Raw genomic sequence first — 26,636 nt, 5'->3', positions numbered from 1 at the left:
AGGGGTTGCGGCGGCGCACAAGGGCCGCCTAGGCTCGCGGCGGGATGCTTCGCTTCTTTCTCCGCCGCTTCGCGGTCGCGGTGCTCGTCGCACTGACGGTGCTGACGCTCGCCTTCATGCTGACCCGCCTGTCGGGTGATCTCGCCGTGTCCATCGCCGGGCCGAACGCCACGGCGGAGGATGTCGAGACCGTCCGCCGCGTCTATGGCTTGGATCGGCCGCTCACGGTCCAGTACTTCGACTGGCTGGGCAATGCGCTGCGTGGGGATTTCGGCGAGAGCTATTTCTTCCGCGATCGCGTGTCGAATCTCATCGCCTCCCGCATGCCGGTGACGGTGACGCTGGGGCTGGTGGGGCTGGTGCTGGCGCTGGTGGTGTCGCTGCCGCTCGGCATCCTGGCCGCGGTGCGGGAAGGAAGCTGGGTCGACCGGCTGGTCGGGCTATTCGCGATGATCGGGCAGGCCATGCCGTCCTTCTGGCTCGGGCTGATGCTGATGGTCGTGTTCGGGCTGCAACTGGCCTGGCTGCCGATCTCCGGCGCCGATACCTGGGAAGGATTCATCCTGCCGGGCGTCGTGCTGGCCTTTTCCGCCATTCCGTCGCTGACGCGGCTGACGCGGTCGGGCATGATCGAGGCGCTGGCCTCGGACTACATCCGCACCGCGCGGGCCAAGGGGCTCACGCGGTTGTCCATCCTGGTGAAGCACGGCTTCCGCAACGCGGCGATCCCGGTGGTCGCGATCGCGGCGGTGCAACTTGGGTTCATGCTGGGTGGGTCGGTGGTGATCGAGACGGTCTTCGCCCTGCACGGCGTCGGCTACCTGGCCTGGGAGAGCATCTCCAAGAACGACTTCCCTGTGGTGCAGGCGGTCGTGCTGGTGCTGGCGCTGATCTATATCGGGCTGACGCTGCTCGCGGACCTGTTCAACGCGGTGCTCGATCCGCGGCTGCGGTCGGCATGAGCGGCGCGGTGCTTCCCGCCGGCCGCGCCTCGCGGCTGCTGCGCAACTGGGGCTTCATGGTCGGCGTCGCCATCGTGGGCTTCGCGGCGATCATCGCGATCCTCGCTCCCTGGATCGTGCCCTATGATCCCTTCGCGATCGACCTCGACCGGCGGCTGGTGCCGCCCTCCTTCATGGAAGGGGGCGATCCGCGGAACTTCCTCGGCACGGATCAGCTCGGGCGCGACTATTTCTCGCGGCTGATCTACGGCACGCGCATCTCGATGGTGATCGGGGTGCTGACCGTCATCACCTCCGGGCTGATTGGCATCACCCTGGGGGTGCTGGGCGGCTTCTATGGCGGCAAGGTGGATGACGCGGTGGTCTTCGCCATCACCACGCGGCTGTCCATCCCGGCCGTGCTCGTCGCGCTGGCCGTCGCCGCCCTGCGCGGATCATCCTTCCTGCTGGTCGTGCTGGTGCTCGGCTTCCTGCTGTGGGACCGCTTCGCCGTGGTCGCGCGATCGACGACCATGCAGATCCGCAACCTCGACTATGTCTCGGCCGCCTGGTGCGCCGGCGCGTCGCGCTGGTGGGTGCTGTCGCGGGAGGTGCTGCCGAACATCGCGACGCATCTCGCCGTCGTCGCGACGCTCGAGATGGCGCTGGCGATCCTGCTGGAGGCGGCGCTGTCCTTCCTCGGCCTCGGCGTACCGCCGCCCTTGCCCTCCTGGGGGCTGATGATCAGCGAGGCCAAGGAATACATGTTCTTCGACGCATGGGTGATCGTCATCCCTGGCGCGGCGCTGTTCGTGCTGGTGCTCGGGGTGAATTTCCTCGGCGATGCGCTGCGCGACATGATGGGCACGGATCTGTCGCGATGACCGCCCTGCTGGAGATGCGCGACCTGCGCGTGACGATCGGCAGCACGGCCGCGGTGCGCGGCGCGACCATCACCGTGAACAAGGGCGAGACGCATTGCCTGGTCGGTGAATCGGGCTGCGGCAAGTCGATCTCCGCGCTGTCGGTGATGAACCTGCTGCCGCGCGGCGCGAAGCGCGAGACATCGGCGCTGCGCTTCGCCGGCGAGGAGATCGGCCGCTATACGGAACGCCAGATGGAGCGCCTGCGCGGCGACCGCATGGCGATGATCTTCCAGGAGCCGATGACCAGCCTGAACCCGGCCTACACGGTTGGGTCGCAGATGACCGAGGTGCTGCGCCGCCATCGCAGCACGCCGCGCGCCCAGGCGGTGGATCGCGCGGCGGAATTGCTGGCGCGTGTCGGCATCACCGCGCCGGGGCTGCGGCTGGGGCAGTTTCCGCATCAGCTTTCGGGCGGGCTGCGCCAGCGCGTGATGATCGCCATGGCCCTGATGTGCGACCCGGAACTGCTGATCGCGGATGAGCCGACGACGGCGCTCGATGTCACGGTGCAGGCGCAGATCCTGCGGCTGCTCGCGACGCTACAGCAGGATCTCGGTCTCGGCATCCTGCTGATCACCCATGATTTGGGCGTCGTGGCGCGCATCGCGGACCGGGTCTCGGTGATGTATGCCGGCGAGGTGGTGGAGAGCGCGCCGACGGCCTCGCTCTTCGCCACGCCGGAGCATCCCTATACGCGCGGCCTGCTGACCTGCGTGCCGGTGCCGGGCAAGGTGAAGCGGGACGAGCCGCTGGGGTCCATCCCCGGCATCGTACCGCGCATCACGCCGGGCTTCACCGGCTGCGGCTTCCGCGACCGCTGCCCGGAGGCGCATGCCGCCTGCACGGGCGCCATTCCGCGCCAGGCGGTCTCGGCCGAGCACGAGCTTCTCTGCACGCTGAAACCCGGCTGGGGCGGGAAGGCAGCGGCATGAGCGCGCCGGCGATCGAACTGCGCGGCCTGCGCCGCGAATTCCGCGTGCGCCAGGGCATGTTCGCCGCGCCGAAGCAGGTGATCGCGGTGGGCGATGTCTCCTTCGAGGTGCCGGCGGGCAGCGTGCTCGGCGTGGTGGGCGAGAGCGGCTGCGGCAAGTCCACCCTGGCGCGGCTGATCCTCGGCCTGCTGGAACCCACGGCGGGGGAGGTGCTGGTCGATGGCCAGCGCCTGTCCGGCATGGACCGGCGCGCGCGGGCGCGGCTGATCCAGCCGGTGTTCCAGGACCCCTTCGCCTCGCTGAACCCGAAGCGGCGCATCCGCGACATCGTCGCCATGCCGTTGATCGCCCAGGGCGACATTGGCGGCGCCGAACGCGACCGGCGCGTCGCCGAGGCGCTGGAGCGCGTCGGCCTGTCGCGCGAACAGGGCATGCGCTTTCCGGCCCAGCTTTCGGGCGGGCAGCGGCAGCGCGTGGCAATCGCGCGCGCGCTGGTGCTGCGGCCGCGCATCGTGGTGTGCGACGAACCGACCTCGGCCCTGGACGTGTCGGTGCAGGCGCAGATCCTGAACCTGCTGGCGGAGCTGCGGCGGGACCTCGGCCTGACCTATCTGTTCATCAGCCACAACCTCGCGGTCGTCGAGCACATCGCGAGCGAGGTCGCGGTGATGTATCTCGGTCGCATCGTGGAGCGCGCGGGGAGCGAGGCGCTGTTCGCCGCGCCGCGCCATCCCTATACGCGTGCGCTGCTGGCCTCGGTGCTGACGCCGGAACCGGGGCTCGGCGTGCCGGATGTGGGGCTGGGTGATGTGATGCCGGACCCGGCGAACATCCCGCCGGGATGCCGGTTCCATCCGCGTTGCCCGGTGGCGATCCCGCGTTGCGCGACGGAGACGCCGAAGGTGATCGCGGATGGGCGCGGGCTCGTGGAGTGCCATCTGGCGTGAGCGTCGGGGCGTAGGTCGTCCTGGGTGCTTCCACGGGCCGAGACCGGAGGGGCGCCGCCCCTCCGGACCACCCCGCCAAGTGCTTGGAGCACTTGGAACGCAGGAACCTGGCGCTGGGCAGAGCGGTCACGCCGCTCCCCTGTAGCGACAAATGGGCACAAGAGCGGGTTTCGGCGCCCTTCCTGCCGCTGGTGCACGGTGCCAGGTGACGGTTTCCAAAGGCCCTGTGGCCTTTGGTGGGGTGAGCCCGAGAGGGGCAAAGCCCCTCTCGGTTCCACAGCGCAGCAGGAAGAAGCGCCGCCCCGCTGTCACTTCCACTTCGCGAGGTAGAACCGCGGCAGCTCATCCGCGAAGGTCGGGAATTCGAGCTGCTTCTGGAAGGCGTAGGTGCTGACGTAGGTGAACAGCGGCAGCCAGTACGCGTTCTCCGTCGCGCGCTTGATCGCGGCGTCATAGGCGGCCTTGCGGGCGGCCTCGTCGGCGGTGTTGCCGCCGGCGTTGACGAGGGCCGTCAGTTCCTCGTCGCGCGCGTAGTCGTCGGCGCTGCCGGCGAAGTAGTTCGGCAGGATGGCCGAGACGTCGTTGATCGAATACGATCCCCAGGATCCCATCTGCATGGCGAGTTCGCCGCGCTGGGACCGCTGGATCTGCGCGGCGACCTGCATCAGGTTCAGCCGGGCGCGGATGCCGGCGGCCTGGAGGTAGTTCTGCACCGCCTCGGACCACTGGCGCGGCTGGATGTAGGATGTGAACTCGATCTCGAAGCCGTTGGGGTAGCCGGCCTCGGCCAGCAGCGCCTTCGCCTTGTTGGGATCGTAGTCGTACTTCACCGCCGCATCGGCGTTGCAGCCGAACTGGGAGGGGAAGCAGGGCGCGGCCGGCACGCGGGACCCGCCGCCGACCAGGCGTGTCGCGATGGCGTTGCGGTCGATGGCATGCCAGACGGCTTGGCGCGCCTTCAGCTTCGTCATCGGATTGTCGGCCCCGCTGCGGCCGGCGGCGTCGAGGCTCAGGAAGGCCACGCGCATGGATTCCTGCTGCGTCGCCTGCAGGAAGGGTAGGCGGTTCACATTGGCCATCTGGTCCGGGTTCATGTTCCAGATCCAGTCGACGCGCTGGCCGAGCAGTTCGGTCAGTTCGGTCGCGGCATCGCCGATGAAGCGCGCCGTCAGCTTCTGGATGGCCGGCCGGCCCTTGGGGCCACCCTGGTAGTAGCCGTCGAAGCGTTCGTATTCGACGCCGGCCGCCACGTCGACCTTCGTGAAGCGATAGGGGCCGGTGCCGATCGGCATGCGGGAGAAGCCGTCGGGTCCGACGCGCTCGCGGTAGGCTTTGGGCCAGATCGGCGTGACCATGGCGAGGTATTCGAGCGCCGCCGGCGTCGGGCGCTTCATGGTCAGCCGAACGGTGTTCGGGCCGGTTTTCTCGCAGCCCTCGATCCAGGCGTAGTTGGACGGGGTCGCGACGCGTGTCTCGGGCTTCGACACCGTAGTGATGGTGTAGACGACGTCATCGGCGGTGAAGTCGCTGCCGTCGTGGAACTTCACGCCCTGGCGCAGCGTGAAGTCGATGGTCTTGGCGTCGACCCAGGTCCATTCGGTCGCGAGCGCGGGCACGATGCGGAAGGTGCCGGGATCGCGATGCACCAGCCCGTCGAAGGCCTGGTGCGCGATGATCAGGCCGGTGCGCTGGCTGTTGAAATAGGGGTCGATGTTGGGCACCGCGTCGCGGAAGGCGATGCGGAGCGTATTGGCGCTGCGCTGCGCCTCGGCGGGCCCGGCGATCAGTCCAGGCAGGGCGAGCCCGCCCGCCGTCGCCGCGATGCCCTGGCCCAGCCTCCGTCGTCCGATTGTCATGGTCCCAGCCTCCTTGGTGATGGGGGAGCCTAGGGAATGGATCGCCGGGCCGGCAAGTCCGCTTGCCTCCGCCGACGTGTCGTCGCCAAATCGCCAGACAGGGAGGCGAAACGGATGCGGACCCAGGTGGGCATCATCGGCGCCGGGCCGGCGGGGCTGTTGCTGGCGCAGATGCTGCATCTGCGCGGCATCGACAGCGTGGTGGTCGAGGACCGATCGCGCGAGCACATCGAGGGCCGGATCCGCGCGGGGCTGCTGGAACAGGGCTCGGTCGACACGCTGACCGAGGCCGGCATCGCCGATCGCCTGCATCGCGAAGGGCTGGTCCATCACGGCTTGGCGCTGCGTTTCGGTGGGCGGTCGCATCGCGTGGACCTGTCGGAGCTGACCGGGGGCAAGGCCGTGACGATCTACGGTCAGCAGGAGGCAGTGAAGGATATGGTCGCGGCGCGGCTCGCCTCCGGCCTGCCGCTGCTGTTCGAGGCGACAGGGGTGGCGGTGCACGACCTGGACTCTGCGCGGCCCTACATCACTTTTCGCTATGACGGGCGCGACCGGCGCATCGACTGCGATGTCATCGCCGGCTGCGATGGTTTCCACGGCATCTGCCGGCCCTCCATTCCGGCCGGGGCGCTGACGATCTTCGACCGCGTCTATCCATTTGCCTGGCTCGGCATCCTGTCCCGCTCGCGGCCGATGTCGGAGGAGCTGGTCTATGCGCGCCATGCGGATGGCTTCGCGCTGGCGACGATGCGCAGCACGACGCTCAGCCGGCTCTACCTGCAATGCGCGCCGGATGATGATCTCGCGCGATGGTCCGACGACCGCATCTGGTCGACGCTGCGCGAAAGGCTGGGCGGGACGCTGGAAGACGGGCCGATCCTGCAGAAGGGCGTCACCGCCATGCGGTCCTTCGTCGCGGAGCCGATGCGCTTCGGGCGCCTGTTCCTCGCCGGCGATGCCGCGCATATCGTGCCGCCCACCGGGGCGAAGGGGATGAACCTCGCCATCGCGGATGTGCGCGTGCTGGTGCGTGCGCTCGAAGCCTTCTTCGCCGGGAAGGGGGAAGCGCTGATGGACAGCTACTCCGCCACCTGCCTCGATCGCGTGTGGAAGGTGCAGCGTTTCTCCTGGTGGATGACGCAGTTGCTCCACCGCTACGACGATCACGACGCCTTCGAGGAACGGGTGCGCCTCGCGGAGCTCGACTATCTGGCGGGCTCGCGCGCGGCGCTGACCACGCTCGCGGAGAACTATGTCGGGCTGCCTTACGCCTTCTGAGCGAGGATGCCCTCGACGGTCTGCTGGACCTCAAGCGCCTCGCGCAGCGTGGCGAGGTGGTGCGCTTCCCCGCGCGTCATTGCCGCGACACCGTCGAGCTGCCGCTGCAGCACCATCGGCCGCATGCGTTCATTGGGCAGGGCGTCGGGCGCCGCGGACCAGACGCCGTCCGCGCCGCGGCGCTCGGCGTAGGACCAGTCGCGCAGGCGGATCGCGCCGTCCGAACCTTCCAGCACCCAGCTGTTGTGGTCATCGGCGAGGGTCGTGCCGACGCCGCCCGACAGCGTGACGGGCACGCCGCCGGCAGTCAGCTTCGCGGCGATGGCCGTCTCGGACCGTTCCGGCGCGGCGAAGGTTGTGCGCCCCTGTTCCAGCACCAGCGCGCCGAGCTGGCGGCGGGTCAGGAAGAGGAAATGCGACACCACCTCCCGCGTGAAGCCGCCCTGTTGCGGTCTGTCGAGCCAGGTATGCGCGCCGCGCTGCCAGGAGCGCGGCCAATTCGCGAAGGCGATGGTGATGGCGAGTTCGCGCGGATCGCCGACCGCGCCCCCCGCGCGCCAGGCATTCAACTGGGCCACGGCGGGGGAGGAGGCCATGGGGAAGTTCACCGCACCACGCGCCCCGGCCGCTTCCGCGGCATCGACGAAGGCCTGCGCCTCCGCCGTGTCGACCGAGAGCGGCTTTTCCAGGAACACCGCCTTGCCGGCGGCGAAGGCGGCCTTGGCGTGGACCAGGTGGAAGGCGGGCGGGGCGGCGATGTAGAGGCAGTCGCAGCCGGCGATGACTGCTTCGGGGCTCGCCAGCATCGGCACGCCGGGTGCTGCCTCGGCAAGGCGCGTCGCGGCCTCGGGCGAGGGGTCCCATACGCCGGTCAGGCGCACCTGGTCATGGCCGGCGCCGAAGCGCGCCAGGCGTTCGCCCATGATGCCGAAGCCGATGATGCCGAGGCCGATCCGTTCCACCATCGCCGTGTTCCTTTCCGATCCGGCGGCCGGTATCGCCGCTTGTGCGGCTCCGGTCCATCCCGGTCAGAGGCTGAATGGAAACGCGCCATGCGGCTCGCGGGCACCGGCCCGCACCCCCATCCGGTTACCCATGTCGATATCGTTGAATGGTGCGGACCGGCGCCGGACTTGTCAGACAGGCTCTCGGCGGCGCAGCGAGAACCCGACCGCCAGCGCGACCACGGCAAGCTGGATGCCGACGACGAGCATCGGCAGTACCCAGCCACCGCTGAGCGTGACCAGCACCGAGAACAGCGAGGGACCCGCGACGTAGCCGAGGAAGATGAACAGCGTGCTGCCCGCGGTAACGTCGCTGACCCGGTCCGGCGGCGAGACGCGCGCGACCTCGGCGAGCGAGATGCCGTTCCAGGACGCCCCCACGAAGCCGGCGAGACCGCAGAGCATGGTGAGCAGGATGCGCGGCGTGTCGGTCGGCAGCAGCGCGAGGGCCACTACCGTCGCCGAGGCCACCAGCGCCTGGATTGCGAGGTTGCGCGTGGCATTGCCCGTGCGGTCGGCGATCCAGCCGAGGAAGATGCGCGCGACGACGCCCGCTGCCTGCATCACGGCGAAGATGCCGCCGGCTTCGATGAGGCTGTAGCCGCGCGTTTCCACGAGCCAGGTCACGGTCAGGGAGAACAGGCAGCCCTGGACGAGGGAGAAGGCGACCGACAGGGCCGTCAGCCGCGGGAGCAGCGGGTCGATGCGCAGCGAGGTCACCGGCGCGGATACGGTGTGGGGGGATAGCACGTCGCGCAGACCGATCGGTCGGGCCGGGTCGCGTTCGGCGTCGAGGGCGGTGCGCAGCGGCTGGATGAGCGCGGCTGAGACGAGCGCCGTGACGACCGCGACCATCAGCGCGGCCGGCCATCCTGCCGAGGCGGCAATGGGCGCAGAGACCAGCCCTGCCAGCGCCCCACCCAGCGGTGCCCCCGCCTGCTTCACCGAGAAGATCAGTGTCCGATGTTCCTTGGGCGCGGTCGCGGCGAGAATCCGGCTGCCGGCGGGCGGCGAGGGGCCATAGCCGATACCGAGCAGCAGTGCCGCGAAGCCCAGCGCCGCCACCGTGCCGAAGCCGGCCGCCAGCAGCGCGGTGGCGGAAAGCGCCGCACCGGCCTGCAACGTGCGCACCGGGCCCAGCCGGGCGAGGTAAGGCCCGCCCAGCAGCAGGAACAGCACGGTTCCGAGGGCGGTCAGGGAGGAGAGATTGCCGACCCGTTCCGGCGCCAGGCCGGCACTGGCGGTGATGAGCGGTGCCACGACGGGCAGGCTCTGCGTCATGAAGGAGGCAACCGACTGCATCAGCAGCGTCGCCGACAGGGCCGCGATCCAGGGTGCCATGCCGGAAGCCTATGCGCGCCATGCCCGGCCGTTAAGAGCGGTTGGCGCCTTGCCATCGCTTTCTGCACGGTCAAGCATGGTGCGCAACCACACAGCGGAAGGAAGCGACCATGGCGGCGACAGCCGGACCCGTGGGGTTCATCGGACTCGGCATGATGGGGCTGCCCATGGCGCGCAGCTTGGTGGCGCGCGGTTTCCGCGTGCTGGGGTGCGACCCGTCCGAGGCCGCGCGCGCCGCGGTGGCGGAGGGTGCGCCGGAGGGTGCGGTAAGCTTCGCGCCTGATCCTTCTGCGGTCGCCGCCGGCGCCGATACCGTCGTGCTGATGCTGCCTAACAGCCGGGTCGTCGCGCAGGTGATGGAAGGGCCGAACGGTCTGCTCGCGGCGCTGCGGCCGGGGATGCTGGTGATCGACATGTCCTCCTCGGAACCCGGGGAGAGCCGGCGGCTGGCCGCGCTGGTCGCGGCGAAGGGCGCGCGTTTCGTCGATGCGCCGGTGTCGGGATCGGTGGCCAAGGCGAAGACCGGGACGCTCGCCATCATGGTGGGCGGTGACGATGCGGCCTTCGCCCAGGCCGAGCCGGTGCTGAAGGGCATGGGGGAGGCCATCATCCGCACCGGCGCCGTCGGCAGCGCCCATGCGATGAAGGCGCTGAACAACTACGTCTATGCGGCGGGACTGCTCGCGACGGCCGAGGCACTGCGGATGGGCGAGGCGCTGGGCCTCGACCTCGGCATCCTGACGGATGTGATGAATGCCTCCTCGGGCCGCAACATCGCGACGGAGACGAAGTCGCGGCAGGAAATCATCTCCGGCCGCTACGCCGGCGGCTTCCAGCTCGGGCTAATGCGCAAGGACTTGGACACGGCGGGCAGCATCGCGGCGGAGACCGGGTATCCCGCCGCCATGCTCGCGCTGTGCCGCGAACGCTGGGCCGGGGCGGTCGCTGCGCTCGGCCCCACGGTGGACAATACGGAGATCCACCGCTTCATCGGAAGCACCACGTCCAAGGAATGACCATCATGGTATCGTTGAACCGACGCGCGCTGCTCGGCGCCGGGTCCGGGTTGCTCGCCGTGCCGGCGGTGGCGCAGGGGACTTGGCCTGACCGGCCGATCCGCCTGGTTGTCGCCTTCCCGGCGGGCAGCGTGACGGACACGCTCATCCGCCATCTGGCCGAGCCGCTGACGCGGGAACTCGGCCAGCCGGTGATCGTCGACAACCGGCCCGGCGGCAATGGCGTGGTGGGCACGGAAAGCGCGGCGCGCTCGGCCCCCGACGGCCACACATGGGTGGTGCTGTCGGTGACCAACGGCGCGCTGAACACCTACACCGTGCGGCGCCTGTCCTATGATCCGATCAAGGATTTCGCGCCGATCGGCTTCATTGCGGAGACCGCCTACCTGCTGGTGGTGCCGGCATCCTCGCCGGCGCGCGACCTGCGCGGGTTCATCGAGCATGCCAAGGCGTCGCGCACGCCGCTGACCTTCAGCCATGGCAATTCCTCCGCGCTGATCGCGTCGATGACGCTGGCGCGGCTGGCCGGGGTGGAGATGACCGGCGTGCCCTATCGCGGCGGGCCGGAGGCGCTGACCGATGTCATCGCCGGGCGCATCGACAGCACTTTCACCGATTTCGCCGCGGGCATGCCGCAGGTGCGCGAGGGCAAGGTGCGGGCGATCGCGGTGACCTCGCCGCAGCCCTTCGCGCTGGCACCGGAGATCCCGACGGTGAAGTCCGTGCTGCCGGGCTTCGATTTCGATGTCTGGTTCGGCATGGCGGTGCCGGCCGGCACGCCCGCGCCGATCGTTACCCGCGCCAATGCGGCGATGAACAAGGTGCTGGAAGGCAGCGAGCTGAAGGAACGGCTGGCGCGGCTGGGCTATACGCCGCGCGGCAGCAGGCCGGCAGAGTTCCAGGACTTCCTGCGCAATCAGATCGCGGTGCTGTCGGAACGGGCGCGGGAAGCGGGGCTGGAGCAGCAGTGAGAAGGTTGGAGGGGCTTTGCCCCTCCAAGCCAGCCCACCAAAGGCCGAAAGGCCTTTGGAAACCTTCGCTTGGCGCTGGGCGCCGCCGGCAGGATCAGCACCGGGACCCGCATTTGCGCACGAAGCGTGCTGGGCGGGCGCAGCATGTCTGTCCTGCCTGGTCTAACAGACTGCGGTAGAGGTGCTCCAAGCACCAGGGGCACCCATTGTCGTCGTACGGCAATGTCAATGGAACCGCCGATGGCAGGGTGGTTCGGAGGTGCAGAACCCTCCCGATTGCTGCCTGCGGATCGTCGGGAAGAGCTTCTGCGGGATGATCCCGAGAGGCCCTCTCCGGCATTCTACTCGAAGATCGCCACCGCCCGGATCGGGCTCGCCGTGCCGCCGCGGATCTTCAGCGGGAAGCCGACAAAGCGGAACCGTCCGCGCCCGACCAGCCTGTCGAGGTTGGCGAGGCATTCCATGTGGGTGATGCCACGTTCCGCGCAGGCCATGTGTGCCTGGAAGTTCGGCTCGCCTTCGGGGGCGGGGCTAATGGCCTCGACGCCGAACATGCCGATGCCCTGGTCGGCGAGCCAGTGGATCGCCGGCAGCGACAGGCCCGGGAAGTCGTGCAGATAGCCGGGCTTGCCGAGCAGGCGCTCATTCGTCGCCATCCAGATCAGCAGCGTGTCGCCGGGCCTGATCGTCTCGCCGGATGTCGCGACGGCTGCCTGCACTTCCTCGAGCGTCGCGGCGGTCTTCAGCGGGACGTGCGAGAGGTCGATGCAGAAGGCGCTGGTGTAGAATTTCTCGAGCGGCACCTGGTCGATCGACAGCGCCTCGGGACGCGGGTCGAAATGCACGGGCGCATCGACATGCGTGCCGGCGTGGTCGGAGAAGGCGATCGACATCGCCTTGCTGCTGAAGACGGTGTTGCCGGCGTGCTTCTTCTCGGAATGGTCGTTCCAGACGGTCATGACCACGGGCGGATGGCTCGGATGGGTCTGGGTGCGATGGAAGATCTCGCGGCTGAGATCGACGAATTCCATGATGCGCTCCTGTTGCTGCGCCGCAGCAGGATGCGGCGCAGCGGGCGATCGGTCCAGCCGCGGGGAGCCTATGCCGGCGCGTCGCAGAGGTAGCGGCGGATGTGATAGGGCTGCGCCGCGAAGGCCGGGCAGTAGGACGCGACGACGGGTGCCAGGCGTTCGAACAGCGCCCGGCGATCGGCGTTCAGCGCATCGAGCCGCTCGTGCGCTTCCTCGGCTTCGGCCGCCAGCCTCGCGAGATCGACGGTCAGCAGCCTGCGGTCCTTCACCACGAAGCGGCCGCCGATCATGACGTGGCGCAGGCTCGATCCGTCCTCGACATGCACCATCTGGTTCACCGTCCAGCGATGCGGGATCCAGTTGATGGCGGCGAGGTCGAGGAAGACGATATCCGCCTTGAAGCCCGGCGCGATGGCGCCGATGTCGGTGAAGCCGAGCGACTTGGCGGAGCCGCGCGTGGCGGCGTCATAGACTTCCTCGACGGAAGCCCAGCCGCGCGGATCGGGGGTCAGCACCTTCGAGAGGGTCGAGGCGACACGCATCGCCTCATACATATTCTGGTGGTCGGAGGAGGACGACCCATCCGTCCCGACGCCCACCGTGACACCGAGATCGAGCGCACGGCGCAGCCCGAACATCCCGTTGCCGAGCTTCATGTTGCTGCCCGGATTATGCGCGAGCGCGCCGCCCGCATCGCGCAGCCGCTTCAGGTCGTCATCATCCATCCAGATGCCATGCGCGGCGGTGAAGCCGGGCCCGACGAGACCCAACGCGTCCATATGCGCGAGCAGCGTCTTGCCATAGCGGCGCATGCCGGTGAGGGCCTGGACCTTGCTCTCGCCGAGATGCGTATGGATGCCGACGCCGAAGTCGCGCGCCAGGTCGCGGCAGCCGCAGAGGAAGGCGTCCGTGCAGTGATGCGGGATGGTCGGCGCGACGGCGGCGCGGATGTCCTTGGCGTTCCAGCGCCAGCCTGCCAGCGCCGCGCGCATCGCCGCCAGCGTCTGCTCATGGGGCGCGAGGCGCGCGCGATCGACCTCGGCGCGCAGCGCCTCGGGCAGCGCGTCGCGCAGGCCGGGGATGGCGTCATACAGCGTGGTGTCGGCGACCATGGGCGCGATGACGGCGCGCATGCCAACCGTTGCGTAGGCCTCGGCCGTCGCGTCGAGGCCATCCACCGTCGGCAGCGGGATCTCGGAGAACAGGTCATAGGCGGCGGTGCAGCCCTTCAGCACCAGCTCCGCCGCGTTGATCGTCGCGGACAGCTTCTTGTCCTGCAGCCCGCGCGAGCCCACCAGCCAGGGCGCGGCGGTGAGCGACATCTCGAGCGTCCAGCGATCCGCGCTGCCGCGTGCCAGCGCGCCATGCCCATGGGTGTGTGCATTGATCAGGCCGGGGTGGAGCAGGAAGCCCGCGGCCTCGACGATGCGCGCATCCTCCGGCGCGGAGAGGCCGGCGCCGACCGCGCGGATCACGCCGTCCTCGATCAGGATATCGGCCGGTTCCGCGCGGCGCCTTGCGGGATCGGCGAGGCGCCCGCCGCGGATCAGGGTGACGCCGTGTTCGATCTCCGCCATGCCGGGGGGGCTCCGCTTGCTGAAGCCTAGATGTTGGCACCCTTCAGCGCGGCGATCACGGCCTCCGTCACCTGCTCGGTCGTCGCCGTTCCGCCGAGGTCGGGCGTCAGGACATCGCCGCGCGCGGTCACGGCTTCGACCGCGCGCATCAGCCGCTGTGCGGCGGCGGGCTCGCCCAGATGCTCCAGCATCATCGACGCCGTCCAGAAGGACCCCAGCGGGTTCGCGATGCCCTTGCCGGTGATGTCGAAGGCCGAGCCGTGGATCGGCTCGAACATCGACGGCCGGCGCCGCTGCGGATCGATGTTGCCCGTCGCGCCGATCCCGAGTGACCCGGCCAGCGCCGAAGCGAGATCCGACAGGATATCCGCATGCAGATTGGTCGCGACGATGGTGTCGATCGTGCCGGGCTTCATCACCATGCGCGCCGTCATGGCGTCGACCAGCATCTTCTCGACGGTGAGGTCGGGGTATTGCGCGGTGATGTCGGCGCAGATCTCGTCCCACATGACCATGCCGTGGCGCTGGGCGTTGGACTTGGTGACGACTGTCAGATGCTTGCGCGGGCGGGACATGGCGATCTCGCAGGCATGGCGGCAGATGCGCGCGACGCCCTCGCGGGTGAAGACCGCGACATCCATCGCGACCTCGATCGGCAGGCCGCGATGGGCGCGGCCGCCGACACCGGCATATTCGCCTTCGGAATTCTCGCGCACGATGACCCAGTCGATCTGCTTGCCGAGGTCTTCGCGCAGTGGGCCGCGCACGCCAGGCAGCAGCTTGGTCGGTCGGACATTGGCGTATTGATCGAAGCCCTGGCAGATCGCCAGGCGCAACTCCCACAGCGTGATGTGATCGGGGATGTCGGGCGCGCCGACCGCGCCGAAGAAGATCGCGTCGAAGCCCTTGAGCTGGTTGAGGCCGTCATCCGGCATCATCTTGCCGGTGCGGCGATACATGTCGCTGCCCCAATCGAAGGTCCGGAAAGCGAAGGAGAAGCCGCCCTGCGCCGCGGCCACGGCATCCAGCACGCGGCAGCCCGCCGCGATCACTTCCGGTCCGATCCCGTCGCCCCCGATGGCGGCGATCCTGTGCTGACGCATGCGGCGTTCCTCCTGTGTCGTCCTTCCCTGCCGCCGCGACGCGCGGCGCGCAAGGGGCGAAGAGCCTGTCTGGAAACGCCCTGTACGGCGCGTTTCCGTATCCGGCACCAGCCCGCGCCCCAACCTGTCCACCCAATTCAGCAAACTGTCGCTGGGTGGCCGGGTGGGGCTGCGGGCCGGAGCCGGACGTCCCGAAGCGTCTCTCAGCGGCGGAAGCGCAGATCCATGCCCCGTGCGTGCCAGCCGGCCTCGATGGCGTCGAGGTCGATCAACCCGGCCGGGTTGGCGCGGGACGGGCGCGTGTGCTGGGACGGTTCAGCCTGGACGCGCCACAACGCGAGCAGGCGGGACAGTTCTTCCAGCGGCTCGGGATGATCGTCGACGCGCAGGTTGATGTCGGGGAAGTCCTCGGTGGTGGTCAGCATCAGGGCGGCGGATTGCTTTCCGCGTCGGTCGCCACCGGCGGCCTGGCCGGCATGCAGCGCTTCCATCAGGCGCTCGGGCAGGGGCAGGTCGCTGCGCCGCGCGAAGACCGCCGCGCTATCGGCGACGACCTGGCCATTCGCCAGCATGTTGCCGGCGACGCTGAAGTTCTCGCCGGCGATGCTGCCGCACCATTCCACGCAATTCGCCCCGGTATGCGCCGCGACCCGGCCCTGCGCATCCACCACATGAATCTGCCGGAGCCCTTCGCCCTCATCGCCCGCCAGGGCGGAGCGCAGGGCCAGATCCGCCGGCAGCCCGCGCGCCAGCGCGTCCAGCACCGCGGGGCCGAGATAGCGGTTGCTCATCGACTGGGTGGACACCGCGCCGACGCCCGTCCGCAGGAAGGGGCAGGAGGCGCCGACCGCGAGATTGCAGGTGGTGACGGCGACGGCGAAGGCGCCGGTGGTGGGGTCGCGCGCGACGATGGACCAGGTCATGGCAAGGGCTCCGTGGAACAGGTTCAGGTTGACAGCGCCGCGCCGCGCCGTCGATGTGGACGAAAATCAATCGGGAGGTACACCGCCATGACCCTGCTCCTATCGCGTCGCTCACTGTCTGCCCTGGCGCTGGCCGGCATGCCGGCCGCGGTGCGGGCGCAATCCGCCTGGCCCGACCGGCCGGTGCGGCTGGTGGTGCCCTTCGGCGCCGGCGGCGCGGTCGATACGCTGTCGCGTACCGTCGCCAATGCCTTCCCCCAGCAGGCCAATGGCCAGCCCATGGTGGTGGAGAACCGCTCAGGCGCCGGCGGCACCATCGCGGGCGGCGTCGTCGCGACCAGCCGGGCCGATGGCTACACGCTGATGATGGCGGACCTCGGCGCCAATGCGATCGGCAAGATGCTGCAGCCGGGGCTGGGCTACGATCCGCTGACGGCCTTCTCCCCCATTATCCACCTGGTGAACCTGCCGCTCGTCATCGTCACGCGGCCGGGTCTCGGGACGGCAACGGTGCCGGAACTGATCGACCTCGCGAAGCGGCGGAACGGGGAGATGACCTACGCCTCGCCCGGCGTCGGCCACGCCAGCCATCTGAGCGCCGAATTGCTGGCGCGGCGGGCCGGCATCCGCTGGCAGGCGGTGCATTACCGCAGCGGCGCGGATGTGATGCGCAGCGTGATCGCCGGCGAGACCGACTGGACCATCCCATCCGTCTCGACCGCCATGCCCTTCATCCGGGAGGACAAGGTGCGCGCCATCGCGGTCAGCACCGCCGACGTCGTGCCCGCCTTGCCGGGCGTGCCGACCATCGCGGCGACCTATGACGGATTCTCCTCCGCCACCTGGCATGGCGTGGTCGGGCCGGCGGGGATGCCGCAGGACATCGTGCTCGCCGCCAACCGGGCGCTGCGCGCGATCATCACCACGCCGTCGGTGAAGGAACAGACCGAGCGCGTGCAGGCGGCGCAGATCGTCGCCGGCACGCCGGAGGATTTCGCGAGCTTCATCCGCGCCGAGGCCGCGAAATGGGAGCCCGTCATCCGCGAGGGGAACATCCGCGCGGAGTAGGCAGGCCCGGTCAGCAGCCGAGGCGGTCGGCCAGATCCTCGAAGGAGTCCGTCACGACCTCCCACTCCTGCGCGGCGCCGAGGTCGGTGGTCTGGTTCGGGCCGTGCTCGGTGGGGCGCAGGACGAAGGCGGTCTTCAGCCCCGACCGGCGCGCCGCGGCGAGGTCGCCATTATGCGCGGCGACCAGCGCTACCTCGCCCGGCTGCAGGCCGAGGATCTCGGCCGTGCGCAGATACGCCTCGGGTTGCGGCTTGTAGGCCTGGGCCGCCTCGGCCCCGAGCACCGCATCCCAGGGAATGCCCGCGCGCTTGGCCATGTTGGCGAGCAGCAGGATGTTTCCGTTCGACAGCGGCGCGAGGAAGTGCTTCGCGCGCAGCCGCAGCAGGCCCGGAATGGCGTCCGGCCAGGGATCGAGCCGGTGCCAGGCGCGGTTCAGCCAGTCGAGCTCCTCCGCCGCGATGCCGGCCGGGTCGAGGCCATGATCCGTGAGAACGCCGTCCAGGTTCTCCCGGTGCAGCACGTCGAGGCGCGTGAAGGGACGGCGTCCGGAGCGCACCGCCTCCATCGCCGGCTGGTAGCGCTTGCGCCAGGCATCGGCGAAGGCGACCGGATCGGCATCGCCGCGGCCATGGCGCGCGAGGAAGGTCCTGGCATCGCGCGCGATTCCGCTGCGCCAGTCGACGACGGTGCCGAAGGTGTCGAAGACGAGCGCCTTGACGCCGGGAAGGGCGGTCATTCCGCGGCCCTCGCCGGCTGTTGCGCCCAGCGGGTCTCGAAGTCCCAGACCTCCGGGAAGCCCATCAACTCCGTCATGCGCTTGAAGCCATAGGATTCACCGATTGCAAGGCTGTCTCCTTCCGTCTTCAGGTGGCCATAGACGCGTTCCAGCGCCGCCGCGACGGCCAGGAAGCCGATCGCCGGATAGATGGCCATGGCGTAGCCGATCTCCTTGAGCGTGGCGGCAGGCAGGATCGGGGTGCGACCGCCTTCGACCATATTGGCCAGCAGCGGCTTGTCGATCGCCTTGCCGATCGCGCGCATCTCGGCCTCACTCTCGGGGCTCTCGATGAAGACGATGTCGGCGCCGGCATCGCCCATCATGCGGCCGCGCCGGATCGCTTCCTCGAGGCCGAGGGTTGTGCGTGCATCGGTCCGCGCGACGATCAGGAAGTCGGGGCTCTGGCGGGCTTCGGCGGCGACCTTGATCTTCAGCACCATCTCCTCGGCGGGGATGACGCGGCGGCCGGGGGTGTGGCCGCATTTCTTCGGCATCTCCTGATCCTCGAGCTGGATGCCCGAGATACCGGCTGCCTCATACCCCATCACCGTGTGGCGCACGTTCAGCAGCCCGCCATAGCCGGTATCGGCATCGGCGATCACCGGCGTCCTCACCCCGCGCGCCATCTGCCCCATGCGGGCGACCATGTCGGTATAGGTCGCGATGCCGGCATCGGCGACGCCGAGCGAGGAGGCGACGGTGCCGAAGCCGGTGCCGTAGAGGCAGTCGAAGCCCATGCCGTCTGCGACCTTGGCCGAGATCATGTCGAAGATGCCGGGGGCGACGACGAACTTCTTCTGCGCGAAGGTTTGGCGAAGGGCGGGATTGGCCATGGTGGCGGATCCTATTGCTGCGGACGGATGTGGCCGGCCTCAGCGGCGGCGGCCCAGATGCGGTCGTCGCGCTGCATGGCATCGAGCAGCGCGGGAGCAGGACGGAAGTCGCGTTCCACGCCCATGGCAAGGATGCGCTGCTGGAAGGCCGGGTCTTCGAAGACCTTCTGCACGGCGGCCGAGATGGTCCGGGCCAGGGCGGGGTCCATGCGGGGCGGGGCGAGCATGGCGACCCAGCCGGAGAAATCGAATTCGGCGATGCCCTGTTCCTGTGCCGTCGGCACGTCCGGGACAGCCGCGGCGCGTTCGGCGTTGGCCACGGCCAGCACGCGCACCTTGCCAGTCTGCATGTGCGGACCGGCGCTGACCGTGCTGGTCCAGCCGGTGGGCAGGTGGCCGGCGACGATGTCGTTCATCAGCTGCCCGCCGGAGCGATAGGCGATGTCGGGCATTTCCGCTCCCGCGCGGCGGGCGAGCTCCTGGCCGATGAAGGAGGACAGCGCCTCGGTGCTGCCGGTGCCGACGCGGCCGGGATGCGCCTTCGCATAGTCAATCATGGCGCGCAGGCTGTCGAAGGGCTGCCCGCTGCCGGCAACCAGCACCATGCTGTTGCGCGACAGCATGGCGATCGGCGTGAAGTCGCGGATCGGGTCGAAGGGCAGGGAGGCCAGGTAGTAGCGGTTCATCACATGGGTCGAGACCACCACCAGCAGCGTGTAGCCATCGGGCTCGGCGCGCATGACGGCTTCCGAGCCGACCACCCCGGCCGCGCCGGCGCGGTTCTCGACCACGAAGGGTTGCGGGAGGTAGGTGCGCATCGCATCCGCGATGGCGCGGGAGAGCAGGTCCGTGCCGCCCGATGCCGCGTAGGGCACGACGATTCGGACAGGGCGCGACGGCCAGCTTCCCTGCGCGAGAAGCGGCGTGGGCACGGCCAAAAGTGCGGCCGATTGCAGAAGCGTTCTGCGGGCGAAGGGCATGGCGTTTCGTTCCCTGGGCTTTTGACCATGACATTCCCTCGTCGCAGAGTGCCTGTAAACCGGTGTCGATCCGCGCGATCATGGGGCCGGAGCCAGGAGGGAATGCCATGACGACCACCGACATCGCCGCCATCGAGGACGTGCTGCACACCTATTTCGACGGGCTGTATGAGGGCGACGCGGCGAAGCTCGACGTCGCCTTCCACCCCTGTGCGCATCTTTATTCCGACAAGGATGGCGTGGTGCAGGACCTGCCGCGCGAGGAGTGGTTCGCCTGGGTGCGCTCCCGCGAAAACCCGAAGGCCAAGGGCCTGGCGCGGGAGGATCGCATCCTGATGATCGACCAGTCGGGACCGGAGACGGCGCTCGCCAAGGTCGCCTGCCAGATCCCGCCGCGCTACTTCACCGACTACCTGGTGCTGCTGAAGACGCAGCAGGGCTGGAAGATCGTCAGCAAGGTGTTCCGCACGGATATCCGGGACTAGAGGCGCTTCCGCCCGCCTTGGATCGCGACAGCGGCTCTAGCCTCTGGGTTTCACGGCCCCGGGCGATGTGGGGCGGCATGTAGCGGGATCGCCCGGTGCCGGGCGGCCCGCAATCCCGGTCCTCGAACAGGTGGGTCAGCAGGAAGCCGGCCTTGAGTTGCCCTCCGATCTGCGTCTCCAGCGAGTGGCTGAACTCCATGAGATGCGTTCGCTCGAGCAGGCGCTGCAACTCCTCCGTCGGCAGATCGATGACATCGGCATAGGGCAGGGGATGCCGCACGACGAGGCTGCCCCGTTCCTGCGCCCCGTCATCGAAGATGTAGACATCCGGGTTCATGAATCCGGCGAGCAGTGCTCCGCCGGGCCGGAGAACCCTGAAGCACTCCCGCCAGACCGGCTCGACCTCCGGCGCGTAACAGTTCGAGGTGGGATGGAAGACGAGGTCGAAGCGGCCATCCGGGAAACAGGACAGATCGTGCATCGGCCCCTCCCGGGTGGTCAGGGCCAAGCCGTCCCGGTGGGCGACCATGTCGTCCTGGGCCAGTTGCCGGGGCGATGCGTCGAACACCGTCACATGGGCGCCGGCCGCGGCCAGCGCCGGTCCCAGCCCTCGCGATTGATCCTGGCTACCTCATCCATGGGCTGCGTCCGCCCCGTCTGATGAATCGGACAGAGCAGAAGCGTCGGCGATGCCGGTGCGCAAGCGTCCATCCGTCTGCGGGCGTGCGGAAATGCCTTATGCCGCACACGCCGCGGCGATGACGCTGGTGTCGTAGTACTCGCGGAACTCGACGATCTGGCCGTCGCGCAGGCGCATGACATCCACCTTGTCGACTTCCAGCTCCTCGCCATTGCGATGGAAGCGGGCGCGCACGGTGGCGGTTACGGCCGCCCGGTCGCCATCGACGATCATGGCGCCGATGCGATAGTCGAGGATGCGGCATTCGGCGCGGAGCGTGTCGAAGAAGGCGCGCACGCCCTCCCGCCCGTGTCGCTCGCCGGACCAGGGCGCAGCGGAATTCGGCTCGCCGGAGATCCAGCGGACATCGTGGTCCATCGCCTCCAGCACGACCGGCATGTCGCCGGCCAGATAGGCGGCATAGAGTGCCTCCACCCGGGCGCGGTTGCGCCCCGTCGCGTCCTCGGCCATCGGTCTGCCCTCCCGTTGTTTCGTTATCGGAAGATCGAGCGGACCAAGGCCGGGGATCAAGCCAATTCGTCGGGCAGGTGGGACCATCCCTCGCCGCGTGGCCTTCCGCGCCGGGCCGCGCCGGGGCAGCATGGCGCGCATGGATTCAGCATCGGACTCGCCGCGCATCGTCGTGATCGGCGGCGGCATCGTCGGGCTCTGCGTGGCCTGGCACCTGGCGAAGCGCGGGCTGCGACCCCTGGTGCTGGAGGCGGGCAAGGCCGGCGCGGCCTCGTCGGGCAACGCCGGAGCGATCAGCCACGGCTCGGTCGCGCCGCTCGCCATGCCGGGCATCCTGAAGCAGGTGCCGGGGATGATGATGGACCCGGCTGGCGCCCTGCACATCCCGATGCGCTACTGGCTGAAGGCCGCCCCCTGGCTGCTGCGCTTCGTGGCCTCGGCGCGTACCCCGCAGGTGGAGGCGGCCGCGACGGCGCTGGCCTCGCTGTTCTTCGGCACGCTGGAACGGCACAAGGAGATCGTCACCGCCGAGGGCGCGCCCGAACTGATCCGCGAGGCGGGCCAGATCTACCTCTATCGCGACGACGCGCAGATGGCGAAGGACAAGGCGGGTCTCGACCTGCGCCGCCGCCATGGCCTGCGCATGGAGGTGCTGGACCGCGCCGCGCTGGCCGCCCTGGAACCGGCGGTCTCGCCTGCCTACACCCGCGGCGTGTACCTCCCCGACCACGGATCGAGCGTGAACCCCGCCCGCTTCGCCGAGGTCGTCGCCCGCGGCGTGCAGCGCCAGGGCGGCGAGGTTCGCGCCGCCGAGGTCCGCGCCATCCGCACCGATGGCCGTCGCGTGACCGGCGTGGAAACCGGGGCCGGCGTGATCCCCGCCGACCAGGTCGTGCTCGCCGCCGGCGCCTGGTCCGCGCGGCTGCTGGCGTCCCTCGGCGTGAAAGTGCCGCTGGAGACCCAGCGCGGTTACCACATGATGCTGCCGGACGCCGGCGTGACGCCGGGCCGCGTGCTGTCGCCCGCCGACCGCAAGGTGTTCATCTCCCCGATGGAGGACGGGCTGCGCGTCGCCGGGTCGGTCGAGATCGCCGGCCTCGACGCGCCGCCCAACGAGGCGCGTGCGCAACTGCTGCTCGGCGATCTGCGCGCCGTCTTCCCCGATGTGCGTACCGACGGCGCGACGAGCTGGATGGGCCACCGCCCGTGTCTGCCGGACAGCGTGCCGGTGCTCGGCCCGCTGCGCGACTGGCAGGGGGTGTGGTGCGCCTTCGGGCACGGGCATCTCGGCCTGACCGGGTCGGCACCGACCGGGGCGCTGATCGCATCGGCGATGGCTGGGGAACGGCCGAACTTCGACTTCGCGCCGTTCCGGGCAGAGCGGTTCTGACGCGCGCGCAGACGCGGCGCGGGCGGACCGGGGAGGGGCCTTGCCCCTCCCCGGAGCCCCACCCCACCAAAGGCCACAGGGCCTTTGGAAACCGTTACTTGGCACCGAGCATCGCTGGCGTGCTGAGCGTCCCATCAGGCTCTCGCGCCCAACAGGCTGATGGCTTCCAATCGCCGGACGCGGCAGGCCGCTCTGTAGGTGCGACGGACAACCGTGTCTGGCACCAGGTCAAGGTTTCCAAAGACCCTGTGGCCTTTGGTGGGCTTGGCGGCACTGCACTAAGGTGCGGAGAGGGGCGAAGCCCCGCTCCAGGGCCCTTGCCGGCTCAGATCACGAACGCCACCGCCCCTGTGAACCGCAGCACCGGGGGATCCGCGTCATCCGTGATGGGATAGTAGGCCGGGATCCCCGTCGTCTCCTGCGGCCCGTTCATCGGGTCAAGGATCGTCCACTGATCGGCGCGGGCATCGGCGTAGCCGACCACGACGAAGTGCCCGACCACTGCGGCATCGACTTCCCATTCCGCGAAGGCGAGCGCCGGCTTGCCGTAATGCACCCGCTGATGCAGCGCCGCCCGCAGGTCGCCCGTGGCTGAATAGGTCTCGACCTGGTTCGGCACGGCCATGCTGCGCAGCACGCCGGAGAGGTTGTTGATCTCTGCCCCGGTCGAGGCGTTCCACGGCTTGGGATACGCCTTGGACAGGCCGATCACCCCGCCTTCATCGGCGATCGGATCGGCGTGGTAGACATTGGCCCACATGATCAGGCAGCAGGCCGGCCCGCAGGTGACCTGCGTTTTCTGCTGATAGGTCTTGTAGGTCCGATTGTGCCGGTCGGTGAAACTGGTCATCGCGGTCATCGCGCGGCCTTTCAGGGTCGGCCATGATGGCCGAGGCGACACTGCGCCCTGTCCGCGTGATCTGCTGTGAAGCAGATCGCATCATCTCCCGTCAGAAGGCGATGGCAAGGATCGCCTCCAGATCCGCCGCGCTGCGGATCGGCCGGGGGTTGGTCGCGATCGGCGCATCGCCGGTCCAGCGCGCGGCGAGGCCCGGGATCTCCGCTTCCGTGATCCCCTGTTCCGACAGCCGCGTCGGCAGGCCGAGCCCACGGACGAAATCCTCGATGGCGGGGCCGGCTTCCTCGCCGCCAAGGATATGCGCCAGCTCCTTCTGGCGATGCTCGTTCACCGGCGCATTCCAGCGCATCACCGCATGCAGCATGAGGCAGGAGGTGATGCCGTGCGGCACGCCCCGCGCCGCCCCCAGGATATAGCCCAGCCCATGGCTCGCCCCGACCGCGACGCCGGCCCAGCCGCCCATCACCGACAGCCAGGCCGCCTGCTGGCAGGCGCTGCGCGCGGCGAGGTCATCCGGATGGCGATGCACGCGCGGCAGGTTCTCCGCCAGCATGATCATGGCCTGGCGCGAGACGGCGTCTGAGAAGGGCAGCGGTTCCAGCGCGCACCAGCGCTCCGCCGCATGGTCGAGCGCGCGGATGCCGGAGGACAGGAACAGCGCCGCCGGCGTATTCATCGTCGCCGCGGGATCGAGCACCACGGCGCGCGGCACCATCCAGGGATCGAGCGCGCGGTATTTCCGCCCGGCTGCGAGGTCGGTGAAGCCCGCATGCGGCGCGAACTCCGCAGCCGAGAGCGTCGTCGGCACTGCCACCATGCGCGGCGAGGGCGCCGCACCATCCCAGAAGGACGGCGCCGCGCCGCGCGAGGCGGCCGCCGCGATCAGCGATCCCGCCTCGGCGATGCCGCGCCAGACGGCGAGGCACGCGACCTTCGACCCGTCGATCACCGACCCGCCGCCGAGGGCGACGACGAGATCCGCTTCCTCCGCCCGTAACAGGGCGGCGAGGGCGAGGACATCCTCCACCGGGCTGTGCGCGCGCATCGCGCCGAACACGCCAACGAGCCGGTCGCCGATCGCCTCGCGCGCCGCGGCGACGAGCGCCCCCTGCGCCAGCGACCGCGTGGTAACCAGGACGACGCGGGCGGCGTCGGCAACCTCGCGCGGCAGGGCCTCGGCGAGCGGGGCGCCATGATGGACGCGGCCCTGGGCGGGCCATTGATGCAGATGCGAGCCGGTCATGCGTGGTCCGATCTCCCGGTGTTGTACGTCATGGCGTGCTTGCATCCCGGCCCCGGCGACTGCTTGAGTGACAGTCGGCGGGCATCTATCGGGCGTGGAGGAGTACTCACGACATGCAACCCGATATCGGCTTCGGCGAGGGCATCGGCCAGGATTTCTGGCTCGAGCCTGTCATCGACCGCCTGTTGAGCGGTGGCATCTGCATGGCGCTGGTCTTCGAATGGGCCAAGGGGTACGTGAACGGCGGCGATCCGCAGAACCTGCTGGGGTCCCTGTTCGACCAGGAAGGGCCGGGCTGGCAGCACATGCTCTCCTTCCAGCGGGCCTATGACTACACTTGGTTCGATGTGGGGCGGCACCAGACCTATGCCGACTTCCACCAGACCATCGGCAAGGCGTCGGCCAGCTTCATCCCGCAGGCGGGCAGGCGGGTAGGGATGACGGTCAAGCCCGTGCTCGACACGCCCTCGGCCCTGATGTGCCGGCAGCGCCTGCAGGCCATGACGGCGGGCGAGGTGCTGATGCTGCTGATTGACGGCGACGGCGATGGCGCGACCGGCGAGGCGCACGGCGTCTGGGGCCATGTCGTCGGCCTGTCCTGGTGCTACGGGCAGAGCGGCATGCGCCCGCGCTTCTTCGACCCGAACACCGGCTTCTACACCATCGACGATCCTGGCCAGATCGGCGCCGAGGTCATGGCGAAGCTCACCCAATTCTACACCGCGACCCATGGGCTGAACATCAAAGGCTACAGCCTCTTCGAATTCGGCCGCTGAGCGCGACCGGGGCGCGTGCGCCGCGCCCCGGACCGCATCATTGCGCGGCGACCTGGCTCGTCGCACGTGGCGGCGTCAGGTGCTTCACCTTCGGCAGCACCTCGGTCTGCAACAGGCCGAGCGAGGTCTTCCATGCCTCCGGGTTCTCGACATAGTCGAAGCCGAAGACGAGGAGCTGACCGAAGCCGCCGACTTCGTGGTAGATGCGCTCGATCTTCTCGGCGACCGTCTTCGGGCTGCCGACGATCCAGTTGCGCTTCGCGCAGTATTCCACTGTCACGTCGGAATCCGGCACGGACGGATCGTGCTTCAGGTAGTCCTTGAAGCCGAACTGGGCGAGGAGCTGGAGGAAGTATTCCCCCATCATCCGCCCCATCATGTTGCCGACCGAAAGCCGCCAGGCTTCCTCGTCCGTCTCGGCGACGAAGACCTCCCGCACCAGGCGCCAGTCGCCGCGCCAGGGGGTGCGGCCGGACTTGCGCGCACCGGCCTCGACGCTGTCCCAGTGGGAGGCGACATAGGCCGGGTTGAGGTTGAGCGACATGGGCAGGAAGCCGCGTTCGCCGGCAAGCTTCAGCGTGTCGGAATTCTTCGACAGGCCGGCGACGCCGATCGGCGGATGCGGCGCCTGCAATGGCTTGATGTGCGGCTTGAGGAAACCGAACATCGTGTCCGGCTTGTCGACCTTCCAGTACTTGCCGTCGACATGCCAGGGCCCGTCCTCGGTCCACATCTTCAGGATGATGTCGAGCGCCTCGCGCGTCATGTCGCGGTTCTGTCCGGACATGCCGTCGACGTTGAACATCGCCCAGTCGGAGGGCAGGCCCGACGCCGCGACGCCGAAGTTCAAACGTCCTTCCGACAGGTGGTCGAGCATGGCGACACGGTTCGCGAGCTCGGCCGGATGGTGATAGGGCAGCAGGAAGCCGCCGGGGCCGAGGCGGATACGCTTCGTCTGCATCAGCGCCTGCGCGACCAGCAGGTCGGGCGAGGGATGCGGCTCCCAGGGAGCGGTGTGGTGCTCGCCGATCCAGGCCTCGCTGTAGCCCATCTCATCGAGCCAGCGGATCACTTGCAGGTCCCAGTCATGGCCTGCCTTCAGGCCGCGCTCAGGCGGATGGGACGGCATGGTAAAATAGCCGAATTCCATCGGTTGCTTCCTCCTTCACCTCGGTCTTTGCCGATTGCCGGAGATCATCAGCCCAGCCCGGGGCGAGGCGCAACC

General features: G+C 69.3%; 26 protein-coding genes. 11 read left to right on the top strand and 15 right to left on the bottom strand.

Going from position 1 to position 26,636, the window contains the following annotated elements:
- Positions 1-44: 44 nt before the first annotated feature.
- From KPL78_RS17080 to KPL78_RS17065, 4 genes are read left to right on the top strand one after another with little or no spacing between them, the layout of a single operon-like run.
- Positions 45-962 carry an ABC transporter permease gene (locus tag KPL78_RS17080; protein ID WP_219764196.1) on the top strand — a complete coding sequence of 306 codons (918 nt, stop codon included), beginning with the start codon at positions 45-47 and terminating at the stop codon, positions 960-962.
- Positions 959-1,825: an ABC transporter permease gene (locus tag KPL78_RS17075; RefSeq protein WP_219764195.1), complete on the top strand. Its 867-nt coding sequence runs from the start codon at positions 959-961 to the stop codon at positions 1,823-1,825. Before KPL78_RS17080 ends, KPL78_RS17075 begins: the two co-directional genes overlap by 4 nt.
- Entirely contained in the window at positions 1,822-2,799 is a 978-nt protein-coding gene (locus tag KPL78_RS17070; protein ID WP_219764194.1) for an ABC transporter ATP-binding protein, read from the top strand. The genes KPL78_RS17075 and KPL78_RS17070 overlap by 4 nt, the downstream gene beginning before the upstream one ends.
- On the top strand, positions 2,796-3,746 hold the full coding sequence (locus tag KPL78_RS17065) for an ABC transporter ATP-binding protein (protein ID WP_219764193.1): 951 nt from the start codon (positions 2,796-2,798) through the stop codon (positions 3,744-3,746). The genes KPL78_RS17070 and KPL78_RS17065 overlap by 4 nt, the downstream gene beginning before the upstream one ends.
- A 308-nt stretch (positions 3,747-4,054) precedes the next feature.
- Here the strand turns inward: KPL78_RS17065 and KPL78_RS17060 are convergent, their stop codons facing one another.
- A complete protein-coding gene (locus KPL78_RS17060) occupies positions 4,055-5,602 on the bottom strand; it encodes an ABC transporter substrate-binding protein (RefSeq protein ID WP_219764192.1) in 1,548 nt (515 codons plus the stop codon).
- 114 nt (positions 5,603-5,716) lie between these two features.
- Here KPL78_RS17060 and pobA point away from each other — a divergent pair, with 114 nt between their 5' ends.
- Positions 5,717-6,883: a 4-hydroxybenzoate 3-monooxygenase gene (gene pobA / locus KPL78_RS17055; RefSeq protein WP_219764191.1), complete on the top strand. Its 1,167-nt coding sequence runs from the start codon at positions 5,717-5,719 to the stop codon at positions 6,881-6,883.
- Here pobA and KPL78_RS17050 read toward each other — a convergent pair.
- Both KPL78_RS17050 and KPL78_RS17045 read right to left on the bottom strand, forming a co-directional pair.
- Positions 6,871-7,848 (bottom strand): Gfo/Idh/MocA family protein, encoded by a 978-nt coding sequence (locus KPL78_RS17050; protein WP_255569139.1) that lies wholly within the window; start codon positions 7,846-7,848, stop codon positions 6,871-6,873. The two genes, pobA and KPL78_RS17050, sit on opposite strands and share 13 nt — an antisense overlap.
- 171 nt (positions 7,849-8,019) lie before the next feature.
- Positions 8,020-9,228, bottom strand: coding sequence for an MFS transporter (locus KPL78_RS17045; protein WP_219764190.1), 1,209 nt, complete (start codon positions 9,226-9,228; stop codon positions 8,020-8,022).
- 41 nt (positions 9,229-9,269) lie between these two features.
- Between KPL78_RS17045 and KPL78_RS17040 the strand changes: the two genes are divergently transcribed.
- A complete protein-coding gene (locus KPL78_RS17040) occupies positions 9,270-10,244 on the top strand; it encodes an NAD(P)-dependent oxidoreductase (RefSeq protein ID WP_369412770.1) in 975 nt (324 codons plus the stop codon).
- Between the two features lie 5 nt (positions 10,245-10,249).
- Complete coding sequence (locus KPL78_RS17035; protein ID WP_219764188.1) at positions 10,250-11,215, top strand: Bug family tripartite tricarboxylate transporter substrate binding protein; 966 nt, start codon at positions 10,250-10,252, stop codon at positions 11,213-11,215.
- Positions 11,216-11,556: 341 nt separating this feature from the next.
- On the opposite strand, the gene KPL78_RS17030 is transcribed toward KPL78_RS17035, so the two are convergent.
- From KPL78_RS17030 to KPL78_RS17015, 4 genes are all read right to left on the bottom strand, one after another.
- The gene (locus tag KPL78_RS17030) at positions 11,557-12,246 is read right to left on the bottom strand and encodes a cyclase family protein (protein ID WP_255569138.1); all 690 of its coding nucleotides are present in this window, start codon (positions 12,244-12,246) and stop codon (positions 11,557-11,559) included.
- A 68-nt stretch (positions 12,247-12,314) separates the two neighbouring features.
- Positions 12,315-13,823 (bottom strand): amidohydrolase family protein, encoded by a 1,509-nt coding sequence (locus tag KPL78_RS17025; protein WP_219764187.1) that lies wholly within the window; start codon positions 13,821-13,823, stop codon positions 12,315-12,317.
- Positions 13,824-13,849: 26 nt separating this feature from the next.
- Entirely contained in the window at positions 13,850-14,926 is a 1,077-nt protein-coding gene (locus tag KPL78_RS17020; protein WP_219764186.1) for a tartrate dehydrogenase, read from the bottom strand.
- A gap of 203 nt (positions 14,927-15,129) precedes the next feature.
- Entirely contained in the window at positions 15,130-15,849 is a 720-nt protein-coding gene (locus KPL78_RS17015; RefSeq protein ID WP_219764185.1) for a DUF1028 domain-containing protein, read from the bottom strand.
- A gap of 87 nt (positions 15,850-15,936) precedes the next feature.
- Between KPL78_RS17015 and KPL78_RS17010 the strand changes: the two genes are divergently transcribed.
- Positions 15,937-16,917: a Bug family tripartite tricarboxylate transporter substrate binding protein gene (locus tag KPL78_RS17010; protein ID WP_219764184.1), complete on the top strand. Its 981-nt coding sequence runs from the start codon at positions 15,937-15,939 to the stop codon at positions 16,915-16,917.
- Positions 16,918-16,927: 10 nt separating this feature from the next.
- Here the strand turns inward: KPL78_RS17010 and KPL78_RS17005 are convergent, their stop codons facing one another.
- From KPL78_RS17005 to KPL78_RS16995, 3 genes are read right to left on the bottom strand one after another with little or no spacing between them, the layout of a single operon-like run.
- Positions 16,928-17,653, bottom strand: a complete 726-nt coding sequence (locus tag KPL78_RS17005; RefSeq protein ID WP_219764183.1) for a haloacid dehalogenase type II — start codon at positions 17,651-17,653, stop codon at positions 16,928-16,930.
- On the bottom strand, positions 17,650-18,528 hold the full coding sequence (locus KPL78_RS17000; protein WP_219764182.1) for an isocitrate lyase/PEP mutase family protein: 879 nt from the start codon (positions 18,526-18,528) through the stop codon (positions 17,650-17,652). Before KPL78_RS17000 ends, KPL78_RS17005 begins: the two co-directional genes overlap by 4 nt.
- 11 nt (positions 18,529-18,539) lie before the next feature.
- Positions 18,540-19,508, bottom strand: a complete 969-nt coding sequence (locus KPL78_RS16995) for a Bug family tripartite tricarboxylate transporter substrate binding protein (protein WP_219764181.1) — start codon at positions 19,506-19,508, stop codon at positions 18,540-18,542.
- A 107-nt stretch (positions 19,509-19,615) separates the two neighbouring features.
- On the opposite strand from KPL78_RS16995, the gene KPL78_RS16990 reads away from it, so the two are divergent.
- Entirely contained in the window at positions 19,616-19,993 is a 378-nt protein-coding gene (locus KPL78_RS16990; protein WP_219764180.1) for a nuclear transport factor 2 family protein, read from the top strand.
- On the opposite strand, the gene KPL78_RS16985 is transcribed toward KPL78_RS16990, so the two are convergent.
- Both KPL78_RS16985 and KPL78_RS16980 read right to left on the bottom strand, forming a co-directional pair.
- Entirely contained in the window at positions 19,959-20,588 is a 630-nt protein-coding gene (locus tag KPL78_RS16985; protein ID WP_255569192.1) for a class I SAM-dependent methyltransferase, read from the bottom strand. The genes KPL78_RS16990 and KPL78_RS16985 overlap by 35 nt on opposite strands.
- Positions 20,589-20,729: 141 nt before the next feature.
- On the bottom strand, positions 20,730-21,143 hold the full coding sequence (locus KPL78_RS16980) for a nuclear transport factor 2 family protein (protein WP_219764178.1): 414 nt from the start codon (positions 21,141-21,143) through the stop codon (positions 20,730-20,732).
- Positions 21,144-21,282: 139 nt separating this feature from the next.
- On the opposite strand from KPL78_RS16980, the gene KPL78_RS16975 reads away from it, so the two are divergent.
- A complete protein-coding gene (locus KPL78_RS16975; protein WP_219764177.1) occupies positions 21,283-22,533 on the top strand; it encodes an NAD(P)/FAD-dependent oxidoreductase in 1,251 nt (416 codons plus the stop codon).
- A 325-nt stretch (positions 22,534-22,858) separates the two neighbouring features.
- Here the strand turns inward: KPL78_RS16975 and KPL78_RS16970 are convergent, their stop codons facing one another.
- Both KPL78_RS16970 and KPL78_RS16965 read right to left on the bottom strand, forming a co-directional pair.
- A complete protein-coding gene (locus KPL78_RS16970) occupies positions 22,859-23,392 on the bottom strand; it encodes a papain-like cysteine protease family protein (protein WP_219764176.1) in 534 nt (177 codons plus the stop codon).
- Between the two features lie 91 nt (positions 23,393-23,483).
- Entirely contained in the window at positions 23,484-24,635 is a 1,152-nt protein-coding gene (locus KPL78_RS16965; RefSeq protein ID WP_219764175.1) for an iron-containing alcohol dehydrogenase, read from the bottom strand.
- 113 nt (positions 24,636-24,748) lie between these two features.
- Between KPL78_RS16965 and KPL78_RS16960 the strand changes: the two genes are divergently transcribed.
- Complete coding sequence (locus tag KPL78_RS16960) at positions 24,749-25,411, top strand: hypothetical protein (protein ID WP_219764174.1); 663 nt, start codon at positions 24,749-24,751, stop codon at positions 25,409-25,411.
- Between the two features lie 37 nt (positions 25,412-25,448).
- Here KPL78_RS16960 and KPL78_RS16955 read toward each other — a convergent pair whose 3' ends face one another.
- The gene (locus KPL78_RS16955; RefSeq protein WP_219764173.1) at positions 25,449-26,561 is read right to left on the bottom strand and encodes an LLM class flavin-dependent oxidoreductase; all 1,113 of its coding nucleotides are present in this window, start codon (positions 26,559-26,561) and stop codon (positions 25,449-25,451) included.
- Positions 26,562-26,636 lie beyond the last annotated feature (75 nt).

The sequence above is a fragment of the Roseomonas alba genome, assembly GCF_019430885.1.
GTDB lineage: Bacteria > Pseudomonadota > Alphaproteobacteria > Acetobacterales > Acetobacteraceae > Neoroseomonas > Neoroseomonas alba.
This window is presented reverse-complemented; position numbering and strand designations above follow the sequence as displayed.